The sequence below is a fragment of the Catenovulum sediminis genome (assembly GCF_007289895.1).
In the GTDB taxonomy this organism is placed as follows: Bacteria; Pseudomonadota; Gammaproteobacteria; order Enterobacterales; family Alteromonadaceae; genus Catenovulum; species Catenovulum sediminis.
In genome coordinates this window covers 1,670,930-1,692,324 of record NZ_CP041660.1, presented here as the reverse complement: position 1 = coordinate 1,692,324, position 21,395 = coordinate 1,670,930, and the positions used below count along the sequence as shown (strand labels likewise).

General features: G+C 41.3%; 20 protein-coding genes. 10 read left to right on the top strand and 10 right to left on the bottom strand.

From position 1 onward, the window contains the following. The first annotated feature begins 194 nt into the window (after positions 1-194). The 3 genes from FNT16_RS06890 to FNT16_RS06880 are packed head-to-tail and all read left to right on the top strand — an operon-like array spanning position 195 to position 2,788. Complete coding sequence (locus FNT16_RS06890) at positions 195-1,139, top strand: SPFH domain-containing protein (RefSeq protein WP_143870897.1); 945 nt, start codon at positions 195-197, stop codon at positions 1,137-1,139. Next, on the top strand, positions 1,139-1,591 hold the full coding sequence (locus FNT16_RS06885; protein ID WP_143872905.1) for an NfeD family protein: 453 nt from the start codon (positions 1,139-1,141) through the stop codon (positions 1,589-1,591). The genes FNT16_RS06890 and FNT16_RS06885 overlap by 1 nt, the downstream gene beginning before the upstream one ends. Before the next feature lie 12 nt (positions 1,592-1,603). Then, complete coding sequence (locus FNT16_RS06880) at positions 1,604-2,788, top strand: mechanosensitive ion channel family protein (RefSeq protein ID WP_246072419.1); 1,185 nt, start codon at positions 1,604-1,606, stop codon at positions 2,786-2,788. 36 nt (positions 2,789-2,824) lie between these two features. Here FNT16_RS06880 and FNT16_RS06875 read toward each other — a convergent pair whose 3' ends face one another. Continuing rightward, positions 2,825-4,171: a YfiM family lipoprotein gene (locus FNT16_RS06875; RefSeq protein ID WP_143870896.1), complete on the bottom strand. Its 1,347-nt coding sequence runs from the start codon at positions 4,169-4,171 to the stop codon at positions 2,825-2,827. 120 nt (positions 4,172-4,291) lie between these two features. On the opposite strand from FNT16_RS06875, the gene chrA reads away from it, so the two are divergent. Next, positions 4,292-5,479: a chromate efflux transporter gene (gene chrA / locus FNT16_RS06870; protein WP_143870895.1), complete on the top strand. Its 1,188-nt coding sequence runs from the start codon at positions 4,292-4,294 to the stop codon at positions 5,477-5,479. On the opposite strand, the gene mutM is transcribed toward chrA, so the two are convergent. Further along, complete coding sequence (gene mutM, locus FNT16_RS06865) at positions 5,455-6,267, bottom strand: bifunctional DNA-formamidopyrimidine glycosylase/DNA-(apurinic or apyrimidinic site) lyase (RefSeq protein ID WP_143870894.1); 813 nt, start codon at positions 6,265-6,267, stop codon at positions 5,455-5,457. The genes chrA and mutM overlap by 25 nt on opposite strands. 306 nt (positions 6,268-6,573) lie before the next feature. Between mutM and glnK the strand changes: the two genes are divergently transcribed. Together glnK and FNT16_RS06855 are read left to right on the top strand one after the other, a co-directional pair. After that, complete coding sequence (glnK, locus tag FNT16_RS06860; RefSeq protein ID WP_143870893.1) at positions 6,574-6,912, top strand: P-II family nitrogen regulator; 339 nt, start codon at positions 6,574-6,576, stop codon at positions 6,910-6,912. A gap of 37 nt (positions 6,913-6,949) precedes the next feature. Further along, complete coding sequence (locus FNT16_RS06855) at positions 6,950-8,218, top strand: ammonium transporter (protein WP_143870892.1); 1,269 nt, start codon at positions 6,950-6,952, stop codon at positions 8,216-8,218. Positions 8,219-9,257: 1,039 nt separating this feature from the next. Here FNT16_RS06855 and FNT16_RS06850 read toward each other — a convergent pair. Next, positions 9,258-9,896, bottom strand: a complete 639-nt coding sequence (locus FNT16_RS06850; RefSeq protein WP_143870891.1) for a TetR family transcriptional regulator — start codon at positions 9,894-9,896, stop codon at positions 9,258-9,260. A 132-nt stretch (positions 9,897-10,028) separates the two neighbouring features. On the opposite strand from FNT16_RS06850, the gene FNT16_RS06845 reads away from it, so the two are divergent. The 4 genes from FNT16_RS06845 to FNT16_RS06830 all read left to right on the top strand — a co-directional run bounded on the left by FNT16_RS06845 (position 10,029) and on the right by FNT16_RS06830 (position 15,380). Then, on the top strand, positions 10,029-11,144 hold the full coding sequence (locus tag FNT16_RS06845) for an efflux RND transporter periplasmic adaptor subunit (protein ID WP_143870890.1): 1,116 nt from the start codon (positions 10,029-10,031) through the stop codon (positions 11,142-11,144). A 3-nt stretch (positions 11,145-11,147) separates the two neighbouring features. Continuing rightward, a complete protein-coding gene (locus FNT16_RS06840) occupies positions 11,148-14,252 on the top strand; it encodes an efflux RND transporter permease subunit (RefSeq protein WP_143870889.1) in 3,105 nt (1,034 codons plus the stop codon). Positions 14,253-14,424: 172 nt separating this feature from the next. Further along, positions 14,425-14,808: a hypothetical protein gene (locus FNT16_RS06835; protein ID WP_143872903.1), complete on the top strand. Its 384-nt coding sequence runs from the start codon at positions 14,425-14,427 to the stop codon at positions 14,806-14,808. Positions 14,809-14,861: 53 nt separating this feature from the next. After that, positions 14,862-15,380: a DUF3016 domain-containing protein gene (locus FNT16_RS06830; protein ID WP_143870888.1), complete on the top strand. Its 519-nt coding sequence runs from the start codon at positions 14,862-14,864 to the stop codon at positions 15,378-15,380. Between the two features lie 31 nt (positions 15,381-15,411). Here the strand turns inward: FNT16_RS06830 and FNT16_RS06825 are convergent, their stop codons facing one another. The 7 genes from FNT16_RS06825 to FNT16_RS06795 form a co-directional block, all read right to left on the bottom strand. Further along, the gene (locus tag FNT16_RS06825) at positions 15,412-15,747 is read right to left on the bottom strand and encodes a hypothetical protein (RefSeq protein ID WP_425456695.1); all 336 of its coding nucleotides are present in this window, start codon (positions 15,745-15,747) and stop codon (positions 15,412-15,414) included. Further along, the gene (locus FNT16_RS06820; protein ID WP_143870887.1) at positions 15,728-16,384 is read right to left on the bottom strand and encodes a hypothetical protein; all 657 of its coding nucleotides are present in this window, start codon (positions 16,382-16,384) and stop codon (positions 15,728-15,730) included. Before FNT16_RS06820 ends, FNT16_RS06825 begins: the two co-directional genes overlap by 20 nt. Positions 16,385-16,499: 115 nt before the next feature. Next, positions 16,500-17,192 carry a PspA/IM30 family protein gene (locus FNT16_RS06815; RefSeq protein WP_143872901.1) on the bottom strand — a complete coding sequence of 231 codons (693 nt, stop codon included), beginning with the start codon at positions 17,190-17,192 and terminating at the stop codon, positions 16,500-16,502. 16 nt (positions 17,193-17,208) lie between these two features. Next, positions 17,209-17,622: a YjfI family protein gene (locus FNT16_RS06810; protein ID WP_143870886.1), complete on the bottom strand. Its 414-nt coding sequence runs from the start codon at positions 17,620-17,622 to the stop codon at positions 17,209-17,211. A gap of 128 nt (positions 17,623-17,750) precedes the next feature. Beyond that, entirely contained in the window at positions 17,751-19,457 is a 1,707-nt protein-coding gene (locus FNT16_RS06805; protein WP_143870885.1) for a polyamine aminopropyltransferase, read from the bottom strand. A gap of 3 nt (positions 19,458-19,460) precedes the next feature. After that, positions 19,461-20,363, bottom strand: coding sequence for a DUF350 domain-containing protein (locus tag FNT16_RS06800; RefSeq protein ID WP_143870884.1), 903 nt, complete (start codon positions 20,361-20,363; stop codon positions 19,461-19,463). Between the two features lie 26 nt (positions 20,364-20,389). After that, positions 20,390-21,376 carry a hypothetical protein gene (locus FNT16_RS06795; RefSeq protein ID WP_246072417.1) on the bottom strand — a complete coding sequence of 329 codons (987 nt, stop codon included), beginning with the start codon at positions 21,374-21,376 and terminating at the stop codon, positions 20,390-20,392. Positions 21,377-21,395: the final 19 nt, after the last annotated feature.

Sequence of the window (21,395 nt, the reverse complement as noted above, 5' to 3'; positions counted from 1 at the left end):
AACTCATTTAGGTGAGCTGGGTGCATGTGCCCCACCCTATAAAAACAATTCATTTTATCGTCTGCACAGATAATAGTGTGAAGTCAGTCACATTTATTATACATTCTGCTTAAAAATAGCTGCAAATCGAAACGTTCAGGTAAATACTGAATGCCACACCGACATATTATGTCAAACATTTAAAAGGAAAAAAGATGGAATTTTTAATTGATTACGTAGTTACAGTGCAATTTGCACTCCTCGTGTTTGTTGTTGTTACACTTAAATCATCAATCAAGTTTGTCCCACAAAACCGTGCTTGGGTGATTGAGCGATTCGGCAAATATCAGTCAACTAAAGAAGCGGGTATTAATTTTATTATTCCGTTTGTCGATAAGGTCGCAGCAGATCGCTCGTTAAAAGAACAAGCATATGATGTCCCCAGTCAGGCGGCCATCACCAAAGATAATATTTCATTAACCGTTGACGGCGTTTTATATTTTCGAGTGCTAGACCCGTACAAAGCAACTTATGGGGTTGAAGATTATGTTTTTGCGGTCACTCAGTTGGCGCAAACCACCATGCGTTCTGAAATTGGTAAAATTGATCTGGATAAAACCTTTGAAGAAAGGGATATGCTGAACGCCAAAATTGTCACCTCAATTAATGAAGCGGCTGAATCTTGGGGTGTGGCAGTACTTAGATACGAGATCAAAGATATCACCCCACCGGGCACGATTATGGAAGCGATGGAATCACAAATGAAAGCCGAACGTGAGCGTCGTGCCAAAATTTTGGAATCAGAAGGTGAACGTCAGGCTGCAATTAATATTGCCGAAGGTGAAAAACAAGCCCGCGTATTAGCTGCCGAAGCAGAAAGACAGGAGCAGGTTTTAAAAGCAGAAGGTGAAGCCAAAGCCATAATTGCAGTTGCTGATGCTCAGGCTCAGGCGATAAACGTTGTCGGTGATGCGGCATCAACCGAAAAAGGGCAAAAAGCCATACAGCTTGATTTAGCGACTAAAGCAATTGAAGCCAAACAAGCAATTGCAAAAGAATCCAGCATTGTATTATTGCCAGACAATGGGACTGATGCAGCCTCTATCGTCGCGCAAGCGACCAGCATCATCAATACGCTGAATAAAGGGCAACAGTTATGATGGATGTATTAGCCGAAAATATTCCCCAAAGCTTAGTTGCTTTGGGCATTGTGATGTTAGCAATTGAAGTTGCAATATTAGGCTTTGCTACATTCTTAATGTTTTTTATTGGTTTATCTTTGGTGATTACCGGCAGTTTAATGTGGTTAGACATACTGCCACAAACATGGGGTAGTATTTTACTGGCTAATGCGATTGTCAGTGGTTTGTTAGCGATAGCATTGTGGAAACCTTTGCGAAACCTACAAAATAAATCTGAAGTCAAGAGTGTAAAAAGCGACTTTGATGGTGTACGATTTTTTTGTGATACGCCTATTGATAGTAAAGGCCTAAGTACACATACCTACTCGGGTATAACCTGGAAATTAAAAAGTGAAACACCTATCCCGGCTGGTGCTGAAGTTGAAGTAGTCAAAGCTGAAGTCGGCACCTTCTGGGTAAAAGCGGTTTAGAGAGGCCAACCATTGGATTTGCAATTACTCGATATGCTACCCGAACAAGGGTATGCATATTATTTAGCAAGGCTCGCAATTTTGTTTGCAGTCTTGCTGATTATTAATTTAGTCGCCTTTAAATTTATCCTACCTGTTGTTAATAAAGCCATCAGTAAAACCAAATTGGTTTGGGATGACTTATTAATCAAAAATCATTTTGTCAGCCGGATTTTTTGGATAGTCCCTGTCATCGCCACAGATAAACTGTGCCTATTGTTATTTGAAATTGATTCAGCTGAAACGCCTGCATTTGCGCAGATGATCAGCATTTTAATGACCATTGTCATCGCCTCTGTCATTTTAAGCATTATTAATACCGTCAGAGATGTATTTGACAGTATTGAGTCGTTACGCACATTACCCATTGATAATATCCGCCAGCTCACCGTGTTGGTTGTTTATTTAGTAACGCTGATATTTATTGTTTCAATCGCCTTTGAAAAATCGCCCCTTGCACTATTAACCGGTATATCGGCTGCAATGGCTTTGGTTTTATTGATATTCAAAGACGTCATTTTAGGTTTTGTCGCCGGCGTTCAATTATCATTAAACCGTTTAGTCAGAGTGGGTGACTGGATTGTTTATGCACCCGGCGGCGCTGACGGCACGGTTATCTCTGTTGGCTTAACGGTTGTGAAAGTCAGAAACTTTGATAATACCATCACCTCTGTACCGGTATACGACTTGGTATCGGACAGTTTTACTAACTGGCGTGGGATGCAGGAAACCGGTGCGCGGCGCATCAAACGTGCTTTGTATATTGACCAGAACTCAGTTTGTTATTTAACGCAAGAGAATTTTGAAAAGCTTAAAAAACACCCTTTACTGCAAGAGTATCTGCAAAATAAACTGGATGAGGGCGTGACGATAGCAGACGAGCATACTTTGCCGGATAAACGCTGCTTATCTAATTTAGGTACTTTCAGAGCTTATGTTGAATTTTATTTGCACGCAAAACCGGAAATTCGTTCAGATATGTTGATTATGTGTCGTCAATTATCGGCTACTGAACACGGCTTACCACTTGAAGTTTATTGCTTTAGCGAAGTGGAATGGAAAAAGTACGAAAAAATTCAGGCCGATATCATCGACCATTTACTATGTGCAGCAGATTACTTTGGTTTAAGAATTTATCAGTTTGGTGATAAAACTTAAACCGCAGTTAATAAGTGTATCTCTCGCCTTAAATTGTTATTGTTGCGCCGGTACACTCTGAGTCCCGTTATACAGAGATAACTGCGCAACACGCTGGTCTATTTTACGTTCGATTTCTTTGTACTGGGCTGAGTGAATATCACCGAATTCCTGATTAAATTTTTCTTCAGCGAGTGATTCTGGCAAATCTTTAATTTTCGGGAAAAACATATTTTCCTGTAAGCTGCCCGCCAACCTTTGTTGTGCCAACTCAGGATGCTCTAAAACAAATTTAGCAAATGCTAAGCCGGCTTTATCTGCGGCCAAATCAGCAAAACTAAAACCTGTACCACCGCTGTCACTGTCTAAAATTTCTTTCAGCTCCCCCACTTTCAAGCCCATATCTGTACGCACCAACCTTTCCAAAGCAGCTGAGTATAAAAAGTGCAACTTTAAATCTTGGCGAGACTTTAACGTTAATTGATTAGCTGAAAATTCATTTAATAATTCTCTGGGCAGTCCGATAAAATGACCAAAACGTTTATTGCCATAGGCAATCACCAATGCCCACAATGCCGCCTGATTTTCACCATAAGCATCATTTAATTCGCTGCGTAACTGCGCCAGATAAAACACATTGCCGATATAAAACGCCAGTGAATCGGCCTGACTATTGGTCGCATTTAACGCTTTTAAACGCTGTAACTCAGACAGGTAAATTTTAACTTTTTCTGCATCGACCTGACTGACAGCGGCCCCACTGGTTATCAAGTTTTGTGGCGATTGTTTATGCAAAGCCGCTAGAACTTCCTGCTTCATACCTTCTCTGATAAACAAAGTGATTTGTAACACATCGTGTTTTAAACGGGCACTTTTCACCATAGCTAATATGTTTTGCGTCAACTGCCTGTCAAAAACTTGATTTAACGCATGCTCAACTGTAAAGACTATCAACCAGTTTGGCAGCTTGATGTCGCCCAATTCACAATATTCAGGTTGTAAAATGGTTGGATTGTCAAAACTGGGTAATAAAATACAATGCAGGTTGATATACTGTGCACCAAAAGGTATATCTAGCTTAGTGGTTGCAATAAAAGATAAACTTTGTCTAGAAACATATGCACGCATATGGGTAGCCGGTACCGCATATGAAGCGACGGCCATCATGGCATCTAGTTCATTTTGCGAAAACTCAAATTCAACAATACCGGTACTATTGTTTAATTGATGGGCAATTTGATGTAGCGACTGCCGAGCTTGAGAAACCCGTTCAGCAGAAATTTTTTGCTTTTGTGTCAACAAAGCCTGATCTGAGCGCAGCAAATAAATCACAACCGTTAATGAACAAAAAAGAAATATCAACAGCCACATAATTGCGCGCATAAATAAAACAGCGAACTTCATTAAAAATTTGTTTCCTAATTAAAGTTTGTATATCTTCCAACCGACATGGAGCACATAGTATTGAATTACAATCACCTTTGCACCCAAAGAAATAACAAATTAACCTAATATAAAGAAAACATGATGATTTTAATTTCAATTTTCGCGACTTTTTTCAAATTAGGATGTATCGCTTTCGGTGGCCCTGCCGCGCACATCGCCCTGTTTAGAAAAACCTTTGTGGATGAAAAACAATGGCTAACGGATAATGAGTTTAGTCAAATAATGGCGGTTGCTCAGTTTATGCCGGGCCCGGCCAGTAGTCAGATAGGTATCAGTTTAGGTTTACACAAAGCAGGTCAAATCGGCGGTTTTGTCGCTTGGTTAGGTTTTACCTTACCCACTGCAATTGTATTAATCGCGATAGCGCAAGGCATGTTGTTAGTGGATACCAATAACATTGAGCCTGTCATAAATGGTTTAAAATTGGCAACTGCTGCCATCGTATTACATGCAGTGAGCAGCATGTTTAAAAGCTTTTGTCGGGATACGCTCACCATAGCAATTTGTCTAACAACCGCCTTGCTGATGGTATTGTTAGACAGTATCTGGCTGCAATTCATTTTGTTATTAGTAGCAGCAGCATGTGCTGCAATTTTTCGTAAATCAAAACAAAACACACAAGCGCAACAAAGTGTCAGTTTACCCATTTCACGCCTTGCTTTTCGAACCAGCCTACTGTTGTTTGCCAGCCTGATGATAATATTGCCTGTGGCGAGCTATTATTTTAGTCAGCCACTGCTAGATTTATTTGCGCGGTTTTTCCGCGTTGGAGCGACTGTGTTTGGCGGTGGACACGTTGTTTTGCCGATGCTGCAACAAGAAATGGTCACAACCGGTTGGGTCACTGAAAACGCCTTTTTAGCGGGTTATGGTATCACACAGGCAATGCCGGGCCCTATATTCACCTTCGCCGCTTTTTTAGGAGCCGTCAATCAATTAGCAATACCTTCGGTCATTGCGGCGATGATTGCCCTTATCGCTATCTTTTCACCTTCATTTTTACTGATTAACATCTGCTTTTTCTACTGGCGAAAATTAAGTGAAAATGCAGCCATTCGAGCGTCTTTAATTGGTATCAATGCGGCCGTTGTCGGTTTACTTTTAGCCGCATTTTATCAGCCAATATTCATCAGCAGTGTTGATTCAGTATTGCAGCTGATTGCCTTCATCTTACTCACAGCTCTGGTTTTTTGGCAAAAAGTACCTGTTTGGTTAATCGTTATATTAGCTGGTGGTTGTGGTTATTTTTGGCAGTTTTTACAATAAACACTCGCACGCTGGCCAAGTTGCATACTTTTCAAAGTTTCACCGCACACTGTGCAAGCTTGGCCGCTGCGGCCATATACCAACAACTTTTGTGCAAAATAACCGGGATTACCGTCGGCTTTGGCGAAATCTTTTAACGTTGTACCGCCTTGTTCTATCGCTGCGGCTAATACCTTTTTAATATTTTCGACCAATATCTTGTAACGTTTTAAACTAATATTGCCAGCTGCTCTTTTGGGGTGAATGCCAGACAAAAATAAAGATTCGGTTGCATATATATTGCCCACGCCAACCACAATTTTGTTATCCATTATAAATGGTTTGATGGCCGTTTGTTTATTACGCGACTTTTGATACAGGTATTCAGCGGTGAATTCGGCCAATAAGGGTTCCGGACCCAGACTTTTTAAATGATAGTTAAGCGCACTGATATCGGCAAACCACAACACTGCACCAAACCTGCGCGGATCATTTAAGCGCATGCTCTGACCACTGGTTAGCTCAATCTCAAAATGATCATGTTTAACCCGTGGCGTTTCTTTACCAACCACCCGAAGTTTGCCGGACATCCCTAAATGCAGCAGTAGATAACCTTGCTTACAATGTACGATTAAATATTTAGCTCGACGCTCAATTGCCTCGATACGGTGTCCCGCTAATTGATATAAAGACTCAGGGATAGGCCAACGTAGCTGCTTGTGATAAATGTGGATGGCCGCTATGGTTTGCCCTTGCAACCAAGGCGTAATGCCCAGGCGGGTGACTTCTACTTCTGGCAATTCTGGCATGTTTGCTCTCTGATTTAATCTCTGTTTTATTCTCTTTTTGCATCATAACTTATACAAATTGATACGGCGAATTGAAACAACGCACTATAAAATCACATTTTGTAGATAACTGTTTCACATTGCGTTCAATTTCTCACCATTTTGGTGCTTGTTGCATTTTTAACCGCACCATTAACATGCAAGATTTTTCACAACCCCTGCAACTTTAACATAAATAACTGTTTATTAAGACTTTTTAACACTTGGCACAGGTATTGTAAGCAGGTACATAGCCATTTCAACAAACATACTTAGGAGCATATCGCTATGAAACTGGTAAGTGCGATCATCAAACCATTTAAACTAGATGACGTCCGTGAAGCCATTTCTGAAATCGGTATCGAAGGTTTAACAGTTACCGAAGTCAAAGGGTTTGGTCGTCAAAAAGGTCATACTGAATTATATCGTGGTGCGGAATATCAAGTCGATTTCCTACCAAAAGTAAAATTAGAAATTGCCACGCAGGATGAAAACGTTGAGCGCTTAATTGAAGCGATTAGCGGTGCTGCTAAAACCGGAAAAATCGGTGACGGTAAAATCTTTGTTTACGATTTAGAGCAATGTATTCGTATTCGTACCGGTGAAACCGGCGATTCGGCCATCTAATAATAACTTTTTAAATTCATTTATTTAGGAGACTACAATGGAAAATAATGTATTTCACTTGCAGTATGCAATGGATACCTTCTATTTCCTTGTCTGCGGTGCACTAGTAATGTGGATGGCCGCGGGTTTTGCTATGTTAGAAGCGGGCCTTGTGCGTGCTAAAAACACAACTGAAATTTTAACTAAGAACGTCGCATTGTTTGCGATTTCTTGCATCATGTACATGGTATCTGGTTATGCCATTATGTACGGTGGTGAATTCTTCTTATCAGGTATTCAAGACGTAGACGTAGACGCAACTTTAGCAAGTTTTGCTGAGCAAGGTGATTTCACAGGCGGTTCAATTTATTCTGGCGCTTCTGATTTCTTCTTCCAGGTTGTTTTCGTAGCGACTGCAATGTCAATTGTTTCAGGTGCTGTTGCTGAGCGTATGAAACTATGGGCGTTCTTAGCGTTTGCTGTTGTCATGACTGGTTTCATCTACCCAATGGAAGGTGCATGGACTTGGGGCGGTAGCGCTGTATTTGGTATGTATACTTTAGGTGACTTAGGTTTTTCTGATTTCGCCGGTTCAGGTATCGTACATATGGCAGGTGCTGCTGCAGCTTTAGCGGGTGTTTTATTACTAGGTGCTCGTAAAGGTAAATATACTGCAGATGGCCGCACAATCGCTATCCCGGGTTGTAACATGCCTTTAGCAACTTTAGGTACATTCATTTTATGGATGGGTTGGTTCGGCTTTAACGGTGGTTCTGTTCTTAAGTTAGGCGATATCGCAAATGCTAACTCTGTTGCAATGGTATTCTTAAATACGAATGCTGCTGCTGCAGGTGGTGTGGTTGCTGCTTTAATTACGGCGCGTATCTTGTTTAAGAAAGCTGATTTAACAATGGCATTAAACGGTGCATTAGCTGGTTTAGTGGCTATCACAGCTGAACCTTCAACGCCAACTGCGCTACAAGCAACTATTTTTGGTGCTTTAGGTGGTATTTTGGTTGTTTTCTCAATCGTTGCTTTAGACAAAATCAAAATCGACGATCCGGTTGGTGCTATCTCTGTGCACGGTGTTGTAGGTTTATTAGGTCTTTTATTAGTACCTTTAACAAACGACGGTTCAACTTTCTCAGGTCAAATCATCGGTGCTTTAACTATCTTTGTATGGGTATTCGTAACAAGTATGGTTGTTTGGTTAATTATCAAAACAATTATCGGTTTACGTGTAACTGAAGAAGAAGAGTACGAAGGTGTTGATGTTGCTGAATGTGGTATCGAAGCTTACCCAGAGTTTACTAAATCAGCTAAGTAATAGCTAAGTAATAGCTAAGTAATAAAATAGACTGATGTAACTTGTAAAAACCGCGCACTGCGCGGTTTTTTTATACCTGTTAATGAACCCACTAACGCTGAACTCCAAATCAAATAGTAAGATGTATCGTATTCGGCGATAAAACTTACGGTGTATACATTAGACATTTGTTATCCGGTCAATTAAATCACAACTTAAAATTATTAAGTAAATAACTGATACGCCAAAACATAAATACCAAACAATGTTTGTACCAAAACGATTATTCAAATTATCTTTCCCTAACATAAGGCCTATTAAAGAAAGAATGCCCAAAATCGGACTAAAATATAAAATTTGCTGCAACATATAAAACTCCAAATCAAAGGGCTAGCCAGAGAGCCCTGTACATATATCTATTCAACCGGTGCGTAAGAATAAATACATCCAGATGCAATTTTAACCCTGTCCCCTAGACCAAAAGTGTTGAAGCGTTAACTTAGCTTTTTTATTTGTACTCAAACTCAGGGGTTGGGATTAATGCAAGGGCGATAACAACGAAATATTTTGCAGTTTTTCAAGTGTTACAATTACTTCTCCGTGAAGGTGATCCAGTTGACTTTCTACAACCTGACGTCTAAATAAACCTGACACAAAATATCCATATAAAAACCACAACAATTGATAATACCATACCACTATAAACCAAAATAACTCAAGACTAAAACATGTTCATTACAAACTTTCTTTCGTGAATCAAAACGAAAGGAAATATATTAAAGGTTTCAATTTTGCCAAATCATTTGCTTTTATAGCTGCTTTTAAAGGTCTTAAAAACTGATTTAACTCGTATGGTCTCGTGTAAGAGATACACGAATAGCTTCCAACGTATTTATCTACATCATTGGCTAAGTCAAACGACTTTCTGTTTGAGGAAATACTATCAATTGTTTAGCTCAAACCCAAAAACAACTTTTGCGTTCTCAGTTGTTAACTGAACTTAAGATGAAAAAAAATACTGAGGCATCTGTATGTAGTTCAAACGATATGCGCGTTAAAGCTAATCACCCACCAACAAATGTGGGCTATTTTGCAGCATAAAATAAAAGTTATTGACTAGAATTTGTGCCATTTCGGTTAAATCAAACTGTTCTGGCATAAATAACCAGTTGTATATAATGCCGGTAAAATAAGCGTGTTTAGCGATGGCAGCTTTGTTTGTGTCGAGTTTTGCGGGAAGTTGCCCTTTATTAACGGCGTTTTTTAGTGCACGTTCTATTCTGTCGGTACAAGCACCAAATGCGATTTTTTGCCGGGCTTCTAAATCTTGCGCTTCGCCATTTAATTCAAAGCGGTGAAACAAAATCGTAAACACCCGACGACGTCTGTTGTCATTGGCCAGTTGTTGTAAAAATTCTGTCGAAAACTGCTGCATTTTACCCAGTGGGTCGTCTTCTTTGTCGTCTGAATGTGCTTCTGCGATTTCATCTATTGGTAAACGCACTCTGTCTACCATGGCTTCAAACAAGTCTACTTTATTCTTAAAATGCCAATATATGGCGCCTCTTGTCATTCCTGCATGGTTAGCGATATCCATCAAACGGGTATGCGCATAGCCTTTGTCAAAAAACACCGCTTCAGCAGAGTCCAATAGTTGGCTCCGAGTTTCCATGGCCTGAGCTTTACTTTTTCCCACCATGTTTTAACTCCGATATCATTTTATATTGGGTCAATATAGTAAAATCGACTTAAATACGTGTTGAAATTATAGGCAAATTCGGCGTAAAATCCAGAAACATTCACGCATGTATGTTTAATATTAGGCTCAGTTATGACGCGTTCTTCTCTCTATTTTGCTTTTTTATTTGTCACATCGGCTTTAGTAACGGCCTGTAGTGAACCCGCAAAACCAACGGCCCCTCAACAGCAAGCTCAAGCGGTTGATATAATTGAAGTTGAATCCACTACGGCGGTGTTTAGTGAAACAATTCCGGCTAAAGCGGTGGCGGCAAAAATTGCCGAGGTGCGCCCGCAAGTATCCGGCATCATAATAAAACGAAATTTTGTTGAAGGCTCACAGGTTAAACAAGGCGATACCTTGTATCAAATTGATGACGCGCTTTTTGTTGCAAACCTTGCCAGCGCCAAAGCGCAATTACAAAGCACACAAGCGCAGTTAAAAAACGCCAGTGCAGAACTAGAGCGCTTTAAAACTCTGGTAAGCTCAAAGTCAGTCAGCCAGCAGCAGTTAGACCAAGCACAAGCCAATGTAGATAGTTTGCAGGCGGAAATTGGTATTCGTCAGGCTCAACTCAAACGCGCACAAACCGAGCTGGAATACAGTAAAGTAAAAGCGCCTATTGGTGGCATTATCGGTAAATCTAAATTTACTGAAGGTGCATTAGTGACCGCCGGACAAGCAGCGGCTTTAACCACTATCACCCAACTCGACCCGATTTATTTTGATGCAGCCATTAATAGTAAAAATTTATTAACGATACAAAAACGTATAAAAAGTGGCGAATTACTGCAAATGCAAGCGCCTGTTAGCTTGCTGCAAGGTGAGCAAATATTGCGCGACGATGGGCACTTTTTATTTAACGAAGTACAGGTTGACGCAGGTACCGACAGTTTAATTTTGCGTACTGAGTTCAGTAATCCGGATCATTTTTTACTGCCGGGTTTATTTGCCCGTGTAAAACTAAACTTTGCCCAGCGTAAAAATTCTATCATGGTGCCTCAAAAAGCAATTATGTTTAACGCCGCCGGTAAAGCCAGTGTTTATACGGTAAATGCCGAAAACAAAGTTGAGTTAAAACAAATTACTTTAGACCAAGCATTTGCTAAAAACTGGCTGGTTTTAGAAGGTTTAAGCGCCGGCGATAAAGTGATAGTCAGTGGGTTACAAAAAATTGCGCCCGGTGTCACCGTGCAGGTAGCGGAGTAAATCATGGCTAAAACTTTTATTGACCGCCCAATACTCGCTTGGGTAATGGCCATTATGATCATGATGGCTGGGGCTTTATCGATATTTCGATTGCCCATTTCACAATACCCAAATGTTGCGCCGCCAAGCGTTGCGATTAACGCCAATTATCCTGGCGCATCAGCCCGAGTGGTACAAGATACTGTGGTGCAGGTAATAGAGCAAAGTTTAACCGGCATTGATGGTGTACAATACATCAGCTCTAATAGTGATTCTTCCGGTAATGCGAATATCACCTTAACCTTTGACGCCGATACCGACCCAGACATTGCGCAGGTACAAGTGCAAAATAAATTGCAAAAATCTATGCCTTTATTACCAGCACCGGTACAACAAAATGGGGTTAGTGTATCAAAGTCGTCGGCTGGTTTTTTAATGGTGATTGGTTTTTATTCGGCTGATGGCCGAATGAACCGAAATGATATTTCCGATTATATTGCCTCTAATATTCGAGATCAGGTCAGTCGTATTGACGGCGTTGGTCAGGTTAGCTTTTTTGGCTCGCAATATGCGATGCGTATTTGGTTAAATCCGGTAAAAATGCTGCAATATGAGGTCACCACAGCAGACGTAGTAAACGCAATCAAAGCGCAAAATGCACAAATTGCGGCTGGTGAATTAGGGGGTGCTCCGGCGGTTGAAGGGCAACAAATAAACGCCAGTATCATTGTGCAAACCGGTTTAACCAATGCAGATGAATTTGCCGATATTTTCTTAAAAGTCATGCCGGATGGCGCAACGGTAAAACTGTCTGACGTTGCACGCGTTGAGTTGGGGGGAGATAGTTATCAGCTACTGACAGAATACAATGATCAGCCCGCTGCCGGTTTGGGTATCGCATTGGCCGCAGGCGCTAATGCGCTGCAAACGTCTGAAGCCATTAGGGCAAAAATTGCTGAATTAGAAGGCTTTTTTCCGCACGGTTTAAAAGCTGTATTTCCGTACGATACAACACCTTTTGTAAAGTTATCCATTTATAGTGTTGTGCAAACCTTGCTCGAAGCCATTGTTTTAGTATTTTTGGTTATGTATCTGTTTTTGCAGAATTTTAGGGCAACTATTATTCCAACCATTGCCGTTCCGGTTGTTTTGCTGGGTACCTTCTCGATTCTTTGGATGTTTGGTTTTTCAATTAACACGCTCACCATGTTTGGTATGGTGTTGGCCATTGGCCTACTAGTTGATGATGCCATAGTGGTGGTGGAAAACGTCGAACGGGTTATGCACGAAGAAGGCTTGTCGCCTCGTGAAGCGACCCGTAAATCGATGCAGCAAATTACCAGCGCCTTAATTGGTATTGCTTTGGTATTGTCCGCTGTGTTCGTACCTATGGCATTTTTTGGTGGTTCAACCGGTGTTATTTATCGTCAATTTTCAATTACGATTGTTTCGTCTATGGTGCTGTCCGTTATCGTGGCACTGACCCTGACACCGGCATTATGTGCCACGCTGCTTAAACCGGTTGAACAGCATGGTAAACCCGAACGTGGATTTTTTGCTTGGTTTAACCGTATGTTTGAGCGTTCGAGTTCGGGTTATCAAAGTATGCTCACCCGAATTTTACGTAAAACCGCACGTTATATGCTGATTTATGCCGTCATTATAGGTGCTTTGGTCTATATGTTTAATCGTTTGCCAACTGCATTTTTACCGGATGAAGATCAAGGCATTATGTTTACTCAAATGGTTTTACCACAGGGGGCAAGCCAAGAACGTTCTGCGCAAGTGATGGAACAAATTGAAGATTATTATCTGATCAACGAAAAAGAAAATATTTCATCGATATTCTCTGTTATCGGGTTTAGTTTCAGCGGGAATGGACAAAATAATGGCATTGTTTTCGCGCGTTTAACCGACTGGGATGACAGAACCCGGGACGATCAGCATGTGCAAGCAATTGCAGGCCGCGCGATGGGATATTTTTCACAATTAAAAGAAGCAATGGTTTTTGCATTTGTACCACCGGCTATCAGCCAGTTAGGGACCGCTTCGGGTTTTAACTTTCAATTGCAAGATTTAGGCGGTTTGGGTCACGACAAATTATTTGAAGCGCGTAATCAGTTATTAGGCATGGCGTCACAAGATCCAAGATTAATGGGCGTCAGACCAAATGGCCAAGATAATGTCGCACAATTTAAAATAGATATAGATCAACAAAAAGCGCTGTCAATGGGTGTTTCGTTAGAGACGATTAACCAAACGTTTGCAACCGCATGGGCCTCAAGTTATGTCAATGATTTTGTCGACCGTGGAAGGGTTAAACGTGTTTATGTACAAGCCGATGCGCCCTATCGCATGATGCCGGAAGATTTAGACTATTGGTATGTCAAAAATAATCAGGGCGAAATGGTTGCGCTGAGCACGTTCGCTACGGGTCGTTGGATATATGGTTCGCCTAAACTAGAAAGATATAATGGCGCACCCTCAATGCAAATTTTAGGGCAAGCAGCGCCCGGTCTAAGCTCAGGTGATGCCATGCAAGCAATGGCTGAGCACGCCGCCAAATTACCACCGGGCATTGGTTATCAATGGTCAGGTATGTCTTTGCAAGAGCAAGTATCAGGTGCACAAGCACCTATGCTGTATGCTTTATCGATACTGGTGGTGTTTTTGTGTTTAGCGGCTTTGTATGAAAGCTGGAGTGTCCCTTTTGCGGTGATGATGGTTGTCCCGTTGGGCGTATTAGGCGCGCTGGTATTTGCCATGGCACGCGGTTTATCAAATGATGTTTATTTTCAGGTAGGCCTGTTAACCACCATTGGTTTGGCTTCTAAAAATGCAATACTCATTGTTGAATTTGCCAAAACTTTGCACGAAAAAGGACATGGCATTATAGAATCGACCATTGAAGCCGCACGGCTCAGGTTACGTCCAATTATCATGACATCGATGGCATTTATGTTGGGTGTGACGCCTTTAGTTATCGCCACTGGTGCGGGCTCTGGCAGTCAAAATGCCATTGGCACCGGGGTTTTTGGCGGGATGTTTTCGGCAACGGTTTTAGCGATCTTTTTTGTACCTGTGTTTTTCACTATCGTGTTTAAGCTCAGTCATAAAAAATCAAACTAGAAACAGTGCGGCAATTTAAAATTTGCCGCTTTTAACAGTGACCGCGCAGACGAAACAGCATTAGTACACTACTATCTTAGTAGTAACAGCTTCGAGTATTTATCAGTAGATTGACAATGTGGTTAAATCAGCGAAACTGTGCGGGCTTAAACAAACCAATGATAGAAATTTAATGAATGCAAATCGCAAGCTGAGTCAGATCCCAGTTAAACTTGTCAAGGTGAATCGCAACGCCAGTCGCCTAAGACTCAGACGCACTATGCTGGCGTTAAAAACAGCCCTGCGACAAGAGAAAAAAGAAACCCAGGAAATGATGGATATTTACCGCCGCCATGCAAAGGGTCAGGCGAGTAAAGAAGAGCTTTCGGTTGCCAATCAACAATTTTTAGACTTATTACGAGGTTTAGGGTTAGGCATTTTTGCCGTGCTGCCCTTTGCCCCAATCACGATCCCTTTGATCATAAAACTGGGTCGTAAGGTCGGGGTTGAAGTGATGCCCAGTTCTTTTATACCCAAAAGCAAAGTCAGCCCTCCTGACAAAAAGGAACTAAAATAAAAACAACCTGTCTATAAAGTGTGCAGCTTGATGTTTATTTAAGGTGATTTTTTATGATTCGTTTATTGAAATACTGTTTAACCTCACTGGTATTATGTTACAGCCAGATGGCGCATGCCGGCAGTGTTGAAGTAACTTGGTCAGACCCAGATGAGTACACAGATATCAAACCTTCATCTATGCATAGCAGAAAAAGCTTTCAGGAACATACGTTTGCGCAATTTGAAAAATATCTAAATTGGTTAGCTGAAAAAAAGCTACCAAAAGATTATGTACTTAAATTAACGGTAACTGATTTAGATTTAGCCGGCCATGTATGGTGGTATGGTTCATCAATGGAAGATGTACGTATTATCAAAGCGCCCTACATTCCACGCATGTCGTTTGGTTATCAGCTATTGGATGATAAAAAGCAGGTTGTAAAATCAGGCGAGGAAAAGCTCAAACATATGTCGATGTCACAGCATACTATCTTGCCAGTTAATATGGACAACTTTAAATTTGAGTTTAATATGCTGCATCGTTGGTTTGAACGTGATTTATTGGCTGAAGCGCAAAGCTCTAAAACCTAGGCTAAACCTTGTCTAAAACCTAGTCTGAAGCTCACGACTTTTGCTCACCATCACTGGCGTGTTTAATCAAATCGTCCATTACACGCTTTTTGATTTCTAATTGATCTTCAGCTTCCAACCCATAACGTTTTGCCAACTCGATATAATCTTCGGCTGACAAGGAAACCGTGAGTCGAGGTCGTTTTGGTCTTTTGCTCACCGGTAATTGCAGTATTTTTCTGATTTGATCAGAAGGGCCTAGCCCAGCATCTAACGCCTCTTTGCGGATAACATATTGCAATTTTTCATCCATATCAAAAGCCACCTGCACAGCTTTAATGGCTTTATTGCTACTGGCCCATTTTGCTTTATCCGATTTCGCCATCATTTGCTCCCGGATACATATCGGCAATCTCTTCAATCGGGCGGTGAATCGTTAATAAAACATCGGTATCACCATCTTGCCAAACCTCTACTTCAACCGAGTGCATTTCATCTGCACTGGTTAAACAAAAATAATCTAAGGGTTCGCCATCACCATCGTCATCAATTGAAGGTTTTGCAGGGCGAAAATCTTTGCTGTAATAATAACCCCGTTGAGCGAACACTTGTTGAAAATAGACAGGGCTGAGCCAATTATTAAAGTCGCTCTGCTCACTGTTCAGACTCAGTTCAGTTTGGCTTTGCTCGTCAAAAATATCCGCGAAATTTTCCATATCGAATAACTGAGCAACCTGTTCTCGGCTTATTTTTATTGAAATGTTTAAATACTCTTCGTCATCCCGCTCAACGGATAGATAAACCTGTGTGGTGCTGTGGCCTAATAAAACGAATTCAACAATCGTTGAATGCTCAAACTGGTAAGTATTAACTGATTTAATCTGAAAACTTTGTTTGCGTATAATCTCCGGCAGCGCAAATGAGTCAGAAAAAACAACCACATCTCCTTTTTTTAGTTGCTCCGGATGTTGAATGCTTCTGATGTTTTCTTTCTTTTTGCCGAACAGGCTAGATAAAAATCCCATACTCAATACGCTCTTTTATTTACAATAAAAACTTGGGGTCAAAAACAGCAATAGCTTCTCACTATTGAGAAGCTATTTAACGCAGTTTAACGTCATAAGTGTAGCTTATTCGCTATTATTCACCTTGCTTAGACTTTAAACGCGCTAGAATTGAGTTTGCTGAACTCTCCTGCTCTCCAATACCCGCCGCTTTTAATTTTGCTTCTAGCGAAGCATCACCTTGTTCAGCCTGCAATTGCTCAGATGCTTTCATTCGATCATCAAAGTTTTGCTGTTTGGCTTTAATGCGCTCTAACGACTCTTTTGCACTCAACAACTTGCTGTTACCAGAAACAAAGTTATCGGTAATCGCGGCCGTTGCTTTGTGTACGCTGTCGGTTGTTTTAACAACACTTAACTGCCTTTTGTAATCAGCCACTTGACGCTCTGATTTTTTAATCAAGTCTTTAAGACGCGCAACACTGGCGGTAAAGTTTTCCAGTGCCGCTTGCTGTGTAGTGAGCTCAGTTTCCAACGCCGCTATTTTTTCTGCGACCTCTAATGCAAGCGCTTCATCACCTTTATTCAATGCTTGCGTTGCATACCCTTCATGCGTCGCGATGTCTTTTTGCAAACGTTCAACTTCACGGCTTGCTTGCATTTGTTTTGCCATCACGTCTGTTAAGTCGCGCTTTGCTTTGGTCAGGTGATTTTCTGCATCACGAATTTCCTGTTCAAATATACGGGTTGAGTTTGCATCAACAACCGCCTCACCTACTTCTGTCGCACCGCCACGGATTGCGGTAAAAATCTTTTTAAAAATACTCATCATTCACTCCTGCTGCTTAATTCAAATATTCGCTAAAATCATCAATAACATCGATTGCGTTGTCACTGAGCACAGCTAATTCATGTTCAATTTCAGCTAAACTAGAGCTGATGGCTAACGCACCAAAAATAGCGTATTTATCGCCAATTTTGGCAAACGAAGATAATGGCATTGGCATGTTCATTTCTAACATGGTTTCCATCATCTCGGCACGACGATCGCTGATAATTTCGTTTTCGCCCCACAAATAAGTAATACACAAAACTTGGTCATCCGTTACAGATACAAATATTGGCAACTCTTCGCGCCCTGCCAACGATATTTGCAGCACATCCACTTCTCCGGCTATCGGTTGGCAATCAAAATTATGGCCTGTCGCTGACTGGTCTCCTAAGTCATTTAAATATTGTGCAATTGTGTGAATATTCATTGCTTTCCTCTGTTAGTTATTTGCTTTACGCATAAGACATATTATGTCTTGAGTTCAAAAATAGCGCTCTTGACATTATATGTCAACCTTATTGAAATTAATTTCGTTAACCAGTGCACATTCTCTGTTTAATGCACAGACAATAATCCTTGTTGTTTGCGCCACGCCTGATCATGATATAAAAACAATGTTTGACTACCCAAATGGTTTACTTTTACTTGGTCTGCCCGTTGATAAAAGTTTTTAGGAAAGACAAAACTGGCATGCAATAAGGGTGCGGTTAACCAATCCAGATTTGCCGGATATTCACTGTCGATAATACGCACACTGGCTGGCAACCCTTGTTTGGTTGCGATTGTCCAGCCCCATTCACCAAAGCTAGGTACATTTTGATGATATTGCTCGACATTTTGCAAACCTGCATGGCGTAATGTTTTCGCAATTGAAATAAAAGCATCTTTTGCATGGTAGGGAGAAGTTGACTGGATCACCATAGCGCCATCGGCAGAGAGCAATTGAGCAAGGCGCTGATAAAAATAAGTGGTATACAGTTTATTGAGATCTGGGTGATTAGGATCAGGTAAATCGACAATAATGGTGTCGTAAGTTGTATTTTCTTCTAATAATAAATCGACTTGATTAAATGCATCAGCAATCATGACATTGAGTTTGTCTGACACTAAACTATGCTGATTCAAATCTATTATTTGCTGAGCCAGTTTAGGTGGTAGATACTTTTCTGGCTGTTTAAAGAGTTCAATCATTTGCGGATCAAGCTCTATCATATCAAGCTGCTGAACCGGCCATTTAAAAATTTCACGCGCGGCTAACCCATCGCCGCCTCCGATAACCAAAATTTTATCTTGTCGTGCCGATGCGGCCATTACAGGATGTACTAACATCTCATGATAAATTTTTTCATCGGCAGAAGAAAATTGCAGACGACCATTTAAATATAAATTTAATACGCTTTGCCGACTGGGACCTAAATTACGCTCACTAATGACAATTTGCTGGTATTCAGTTTGCTGCTGATAAACAACTTTGTCCATGTACAGCATATCGGTAAAAGTTTGCATCCATCGGTTACCGTTTAAAGCCAGCATTACAATTAAAAATAGCGATAATAACTGCATTAACAGCAAACATTTGCGCCAGCGGATCCGTGACCAAAACAATACCAATATTAATACACCGGCAACTAAATTCAGTGTCCCTGTGTAAACCGCCGCTTGATTGATTTCCAGCGACATCATCCACAATATCCAAACGGCGGCGCCTACGCCGGCGCCAATATAATCTGCGCCATAAATCGTTCCGGCATTATGGGTCAGGTGTTTTTGGTAAACTTTTTCGCGCACTCGGGCAATCAAGGGGATTTCTATGCCAATCATAAATCCCAAAATCGCTGCTGCAATATAAGGGGTGAAACGCGCAGCCTGATATAAAAACTGCATGATGCCGCCACTTGGGATAACATCAGCAGGTAAAGCAAAGGTGTGAGATAAAATTTGCGGTAAGGTAAAGGTAAAACCAATCAGCATTGCAATAAACAACACACTGGTGGCACCGACAATCCCCAACAAAACTTCGAGCCAGGCGAAACCGGTAAACTCATCGGCAATTTTACGCGCAGCGAAAGAGCCTATCCCCATAAAAACAATCATTAAACCAATTGTTGTATAGATGGCGTGTTCAACAGCACCTAGCACACGGCCGGCATAATGAGATAACAGATATTCGTAAATCAGACCACAGCCAGCCAAAACCGCCATGATAAAAATGAGCATGGCGTCTGTTAGCCACAAACGCCATTGCTTATTAAGAGTGGGCATAAATTACGCCATTAATGAGGTCATAATTAATGCAATAGAAACAACAATCGCAAACTCAGCAGCCGCAACGCCAACATTATGTTGCTGGTCAACCTCGACCGTTGTATCGATCCCAAATAAAATGATACGGCGTGCAATTTTATTAAGGATAAAAATAATGATCGCCATCGCAATTGAAATGATCAGCCAACCCAGTAAATTGACAATAATTTGTGTTGGCTGGTATAACAAGAAATAGCTGGCCGCTTTAACTGCCAGCGCAGTTGCGACCATGTGGCCAGCATGTCGAATTGCCAATGCAATTTGTCCACCTTTCAAGGCTTCTTGAAATGAAGCGTCCTGATTGTGTTTAGCATAGTTACTTTCTCTTAGTCGAGTGACCACAACCAGCACAGCTTGCGAAACCGCAAAGCCGCTCAAAATGGCGATAAAAGTGTAAACATTGATACCTTCAACCCACAACAAGACCGAGCGGATTATAATGGCAGTCGCAACTACGGCTGCGGCATCCACAATGGCAACCGAGACATTTTCGTTGCGGATCTCTTCAACTTTATTAATGTGGTTTAGTGAAACCTTATCGTGTATAAAACGACCCACTTTAATCAGCAGTAAACCAACAAGGCCATAACTCAGCACACCGACTGCTTCATACAGATAACTGTTGGCAGACTCTCCGGTAATCGCGCCAGTTAATACAATCCCCATCGCAAAAATACTGCCCGCCATACTGATACCAAATGCAAAATTATCTTTTTCAGACAACTCAGTGGTGGTATTTACGCGTGCCCAGAAACCAGAAACTAAGCGCATCGCAGATAGTAAAATTATTGCGATTGCCAGATCAATTGCTAACAAGGTTAGCAATTCAGGTCGAATGTACGTTAAAAAATCCAAACTATTCATAATATTACCCTTTACAATTCTTGTAATTATTTACCACCAAATCCACCACTGCGAGAGCCGCCCGAACTGCGAAAACTGGATTGGCCAAAACGACTGGATTTTTGTGTTGATTTAGACGTTGATGAACCGCTTGCGTATTTGCTCTTAAAGGTAGACTGACTGTTTTTGGCTAACCGGCTTGCGCTTGAAACTCGGCTGGCACCCGTGCGGTTTTTATCATATGCACTTTTAAACGAACCACCAGAAAAGCTCTTTTTCGCCTTTTGTTCTATCGTATTTTGTTTACGTATGGTTTGTGGCGACGAATAACGATAACGACCGTAATCATGATAATAACTATAGTCTCGTCCTCTTGCCCAATCGTTATAACGCACTCTGCGACCTGAAAATGAGTCAGTTACGTTAGAAATTAACGCATACATGCCATACCACTCCCAAAATGACATGCCATTACTTTGTGTCGACCATTGGCCATAAGCCGGGTTACCGACCAATTGGCTGCCCGCACCAAAATCTTCCGCTTGATTCGCTTGCAAACTGGCCTCGCGACTCACAGCATTAACACGCGGCAATACGCCCTGACTTAAATCAGCCAAAACATTGAGTGGATCAGACAAGGCATCGTTGTACAATTCTGGGCTTGCAGCCTGATATAGATTTTCCAGTTCTAACAGGCGCTCTTCCTGCGTTGCAAAGCGCTCTGGCTGCCCACGGGCCATCTCAAAACGGTCAAGCAAATTAGTGTATAGCGGCCCTTTTGTTCCGGCATCTCTGGCTAACTCGTTCACAATACTGCTATATTCAGGTTTTAAACTGCGCAATTGTGCGGCGTATTCTTTGATTAAATTCGCATTTCGAATTTGTCCTGAGTCTAACCTTTGTGCTAGTTTTTCCAGTTGAGTTTCCACAAAATGGACTTGATTATCTATTTTGGCTTTTAAAGGGTCGCCACAGGCGACTAAACTGAAAATAAATAACACAAGCCAAATTGATCTAAATTTTGGTATGGCCATGCGGTCCTCTGCTTGCTTT